We start from the raw sequence: 3,989 nt of genomic DNA, 5'->3' as shown, positions 1-3,989 counted from the left end.
GAATCCTGGAAGCTGTTGTAGTTTATAGCTTTGATCTACACTTTCAGACGCAGTTGCCTTTTCAGTTTTCTCTTCACCTTTTTGTACGTATTTTACATCTTGTTGAGGCTGTTTAGTTGCATCCTCTGTATTTGTATCATTTGATGCAGGTGTATCTTCTTCCTCTTGTGATTCGCCTGCTGTTTCATCTCCAGATGGTTTTTGATCGGCAGCAGTATTTGATGGCTCATTTTGTTGAGCATCTGAATCCTCTGTTTTATCAGAGGTGTTGCACCCTACAACTAATACGGCTGTTAGTAATAATGCAAGAATTGAAAATAATTTTTTTTGCATAAAAAACCCTCCTTTTCTATATTAAACGTTAGTAAAGATAAAATGTTTCCAAATTTTAATGTTATGATGTTAAAGGCAACACTAAAAATAATAATAGTACAAAAACGACATGAGCTACAATAACAAGTGGCATGCTTTTACGCCATTCATATAAAAAGCCCCAAATAATACTTGTTACAAGTGCAGCAATAACGCCGAGAATAAAACCACTTAGCGCAATTGAAATCGCACATAATAGAGAGGTCACTATAATAGCCAATGTTGGACGCATAAAGCGTTTTAACTGCTGTTGGATATAACCACGCCAAAATAGCTCTTCACCGATGGCAATGATAAATACTAGTAAAACATAGTGCCAAATATTTTGTGGTCCATAGTTTGTTAAAAATTTTTGAACGGATTGTACTAAACTATTATTAATATATGGAACAAGCCAGTAACCGAAGCGAATAACACCATATGTGATGGTACCATATCCAATACCAAAGAGTAAAAATTGCCATGTTGGTAATTGATCTTCAATTGAGCCAGCTAAAATGGCAATGGCAATACATACTAATAAAGTAAATGCGTACATGTACCAAAATACTGCTTGGTTAGCAAAGGTAAAAGCAAGCATACCATAAACGAATAATAAAGAAAGGAGAAATAGTATTGTTTGTTTCGAATTAGTTAGCATATTCGACCTCCATACTTTAATTTTATCAAAAAAAAAGCCCCATATCATCTATAAAGACAAATAGGGACTATTCAGACTATTAAGCTTCATTAGTATATAAAATTTTATAGCGTTTATGATTGACGACCGTTTTCTCTTCGATTTCAAGGGAATCAAAATTCTCCATATATGTTAAGTTAACGATTACCGAATTTTCATTTACTTTTTCGACAATTCCTTGGAGACCATTTTTAAACTCGATAATATTTCCAACTTCAGCTATTTTCACAGACAGTCAGCTCCTTCATCGACTAATAATATACAGTTTGCACGAAAAATTGGTAAACGTAAAGCTTTTTTTAAATAATTCATAATTTATTACACAAAATATGATAATGAAAGGAATAAAACAAATGGAAAAATACGAAAATATGCTTAAACAATTACAAAACGGGGAAATAAAAAGTATTGAAATTCAAAAGGAAGAATTTTACGAATTTCGGGAAATACTAGTAAAGCATCCTTTATTTAAACACTATAGGGGTGAGGCCAAACAAAATGGACGAATTATATATACTTATACTGAAATCCCAAGAAGTTAATTTGTCGAACATTGTCGTAAGTTAATGCTGTAAGAAATGAAATATAAATGTATAATAATGGTATGATTATTTGTGTGTGGAGGGTTGTATGAATGGTCAATCTACTCTTGAAACAAATGGAACAAACTCGTGAGATGATGATTCGCTCAGGTGTAGAAAACGGGTTACAAAATGCAAAAACCATTCAACTGAGTCGCAGATTAGATCAGTTAATGAATACTTATTATAGACAGATGGCATTTGATGAAGAAAAAGACCAAGAAGACTAAAAGATTGTTCCAGTATTCAGAGTAAAAACATTTTAAAATATATGTTTAAAATGCATTTCAATGGGGAATAACTTACTATGAACACAGCAACATTCTCATTTCCCCCTTTAGAGCAGTGATCCCCCAATCACTTGCTCTTTTTTTTGCTTATTCGGTATATATGCCATACATATAAAATTTAGTACAAATAGTAGGAAGAGTTTGAATTATTTTATTCATTCACCTAAACTTAAAATATAGGTTAGGACTCTTAAAGAGTGCTTAGACAATTTATAACAAAGGAGCACGTACATATGACAAAAAAACGTATTGCATTTATTGGAACAGGTGTAATGGGCGCTAGTATAGTTAAACATTTATTAAAAAATGGTCATGATGTAACAGTGTATACCCGTACAAGAGAAAAAGCAGAGCCATTGGTGTCATTGGGGGCGTCATGGGCAAGTTCGCCAGCAGAGGCATTTAGAAATCAGGAGATTGCTTTTACGATGGTTGGATATCCTTCAGATGTGGAGGAAGTATACTTTGGGCGAAATGGCCTTTTCCAAACAGCACATCAAGGCAATATAATCATAGATATGACGACTTCAGAGCCATCCTTGGCTAAGAAAATTTATGAGCATTCCAAATCAATCGGTGTCGAAGCGTTAGATGCCCCTGTTTCAGGCGGAGATATTGGTGCACAAAATGGCACGTTATCCATCATGGTTGGTGGTGATCGAGATGCATTTGATAAGGTATTGCCAATAATGAAGCATTTCGGGGAAAACATTGTTTATCAAGGTGAAGCGGGCGCTGGACAGCATACAAAAATGTGCAATCAAATTGTCATTGCTTCTGGGATGATTGGAGTTTGTGAATCGCTAGCGTATGGTTTAAAGGCAGGATTAGATTTACCGACTGTATTACAATCAATATCGTCAGGTGCAGCTGGCTCATGGTCTTTAAGTAACCTAGCACCTCGTATGATGAAAGAAGATTTTGCTCCAGGCTTTTATATTAAACATTTTGTAAAAGATATGAAGATTGCCTTGGATGAATCGAAGAAAATGGGTATCACTTTACCAGGGTTAGCACTAGCATATGAGATGTATGAGAAATTGGTTGAAGAAGGCTATGGTGATAATGGTACACAGGCCCTTTTAAAGTTTTATAAATAGATAGCAACAGGATAATTGTAAGCCTGAAGTCTCTTCATGTAGAAAAAGACTTCAGGTTTTTTGCTTTACTCTTTTCCAAAAAGTAAAGCATCTAAGGAGAGGCTAGACGCCCCTGCAAAAGCAAAGAATAATGCCATAGCACCTAATGCAAGGTCTAACTCATAACCAGCCAATCCATTAGCTCCGATAAAGCCGATGCTAAGTTTGGCAGTAAAGATAGCTACAATCATAGTAATTGTTAGTAAAGTCCCAAAAATTCTTGTTGCTAATCCTAAGATAATGGAAATTCCCCCAACTAATTCAATAATTGCAACGATGTATGCCATAAATCCTGGTATACCTAAACTGTCAAAGAAGTCAGCAGTATAGCTGATTCCACCCTGGAACTTTTGAAAACCGTGTACTGCAAAAATAATGCCGAGAACGACACGTAAAATAGTTGAACCAATATTTTGCATAATTAGTAACTCCTTTTCTATAACTTACATTTCGTAACTTAGTTTATTTTTAAAAACAAGTTTTGTCAAGTAACCTAATGTATTTTTAGAACTGAAAATTTTTAAAAAGTGATATACTGTTAAATAGGAACTAATGACAATGGAGGCTAGTAAATTGGATCAAAAAAATATTTGTCCACGATTTGAAAAAGCACTCATGATCTTAAATCATCGTTGGAATACCTTGCTGATTTATCAGCTATTAGATGGTCCACAACGATACTCAACCATTAAAAATCAGTTAAATATTAGTAGTCGTGTATTGACAGAGCGATTAAAGGAATTAGAAATGGAGCAAATCGTATTACGTACGGTCATACCCTCTACACCAGTAGTCATTGAGTATGAGCTTACGGAAAAAGGATATGCCATTGCACCAGTGCTAAAAGCAATTGAACAATGGTCCTCTGAATGGGTAACAGTTAACGAAGAGTGATAAAAAAGATATTCAAGCGAGGGGGCTTGAATAT

General features: G+C 34.6%; 7 protein-coding genes and 1 pseudogene. 4 read left to right on the top strand and 4 right to left on the bottom strand.

Annotation, left to right across the window (positions count from 1 at the left end):
- From RT445_RS23230 to RT445_RS23220, 3 genes and pseudogenes are all read right to left on the bottom strand, one after another.
- A pseudogene (locus tag RT445_RS23230) lies at positions 1-333 on the bottom strand (hypothetical protein); the annotation flags it as partial.
- Positions 334-394: 61 nt separating this feature from the next.
- Positions 395-1,012 (bottom strand): CPBP family intramembrane glutamic endopeptidase, encoded by a 618-nt coding sequence (locus RT445_RS23225; protein WP_312504799.1) that lies wholly within the window; start codon positions 1,010-1,012, stop codon positions 395-397.
- 79 nt (positions 1,013-1,091) lie between these two features.
- Positions 1,092-1,280 (bottom strand): YkvS family protein, encoded by a 189-nt coding sequence (locus RT445_RS23220; RefSeq protein WP_004224583.1) that lies wholly within the window; start codon positions 1,278-1,280, stop codon positions 1,092-1,094.
- Positions 1,281-1,404: 124 nt separating this feature from the next.
- Here RT445_RS23220 and RT445_RS23215 point away from each other — a divergent pair, with 124 nt between their 5' ends.
- From RT445_RS23215 to RT445_RS23205, 3 genes are all read left to right on the top strand, one after another.
- Positions 1,405-1,593 (top strand): hypothetical protein, encoded by a 189-nt coding sequence (locus RT445_RS23215; protein WP_274795741.1) that lies wholly within the window; start codon positions 1,405-1,407, stop codon positions 1,591-1,593.
- A gap of 92 nt (positions 1,594-1,685) precedes the next feature.
- Entirely contained in the window at positions 1,686-1,862 is a 177-nt protein-coding gene (locus RT445_RS23210; RefSeq protein ID WP_274795742.1) for an aspartyl-phosphate phosphatase Spo0E family protein, read from the top strand.
- A gap of 293 nt (positions 1,863-2,155) precedes the next feature.
- Complete coding sequence (locus RT445_RS23205; RefSeq protein WP_274795743.1) at positions 2,156-3,022, top strand: NAD(P)-dependent oxidoreductase; 867 nt, start codon at positions 2,156-2,158, stop codon at positions 3,020-3,022.
- A 65-nt stretch (positions 3,023-3,087) separates the two neighbouring features.
- Here RT445_RS23205 and RT445_RS23200 read toward each other — a convergent pair whose 3' ends face one another.
- Positions 3,088-3,480: a DoxX family protein gene (locus tag RT445_RS23200; RefSeq protein ID WP_312504795.1), complete on the bottom strand. Its 393-nt coding sequence runs from the start codon at positions 3,478-3,480 to the stop codon at positions 3,088-3,090.
- 154 nt (positions 3,481-3,634) lie between these two features.
- On the opposite strand from RT445_RS23200, the gene RT445_RS23195 reads away from it, so the two are divergent.
- Positions 3,635-3,955: a winged helix-turn-helix transcriptional regulator gene (locus tag RT445_RS23195; RefSeq protein WP_274795745.1), complete on the top strand. Its 321-nt coding sequence runs from the start codon at positions 3,635-3,637 to the stop codon at positions 3,953-3,955.
- Positions 3,956-3,989: the final 34 nt, after the last annotated feature.

It is taken from the genome of Lysinibacillus sp. (assembly GCF_032093475.1).
GTDB classification, from domain to species: domain Bacteria; phylum Bacillota; class Bacilli; order Bacillales_A; family Planococcaceae; genus Lysinibacillus; species Lysinibacillus irui.
Note: the sequence above shows the minus strand (reverse complement) of the source record. Positions and strands in the feature narration are given on the sequence as shown.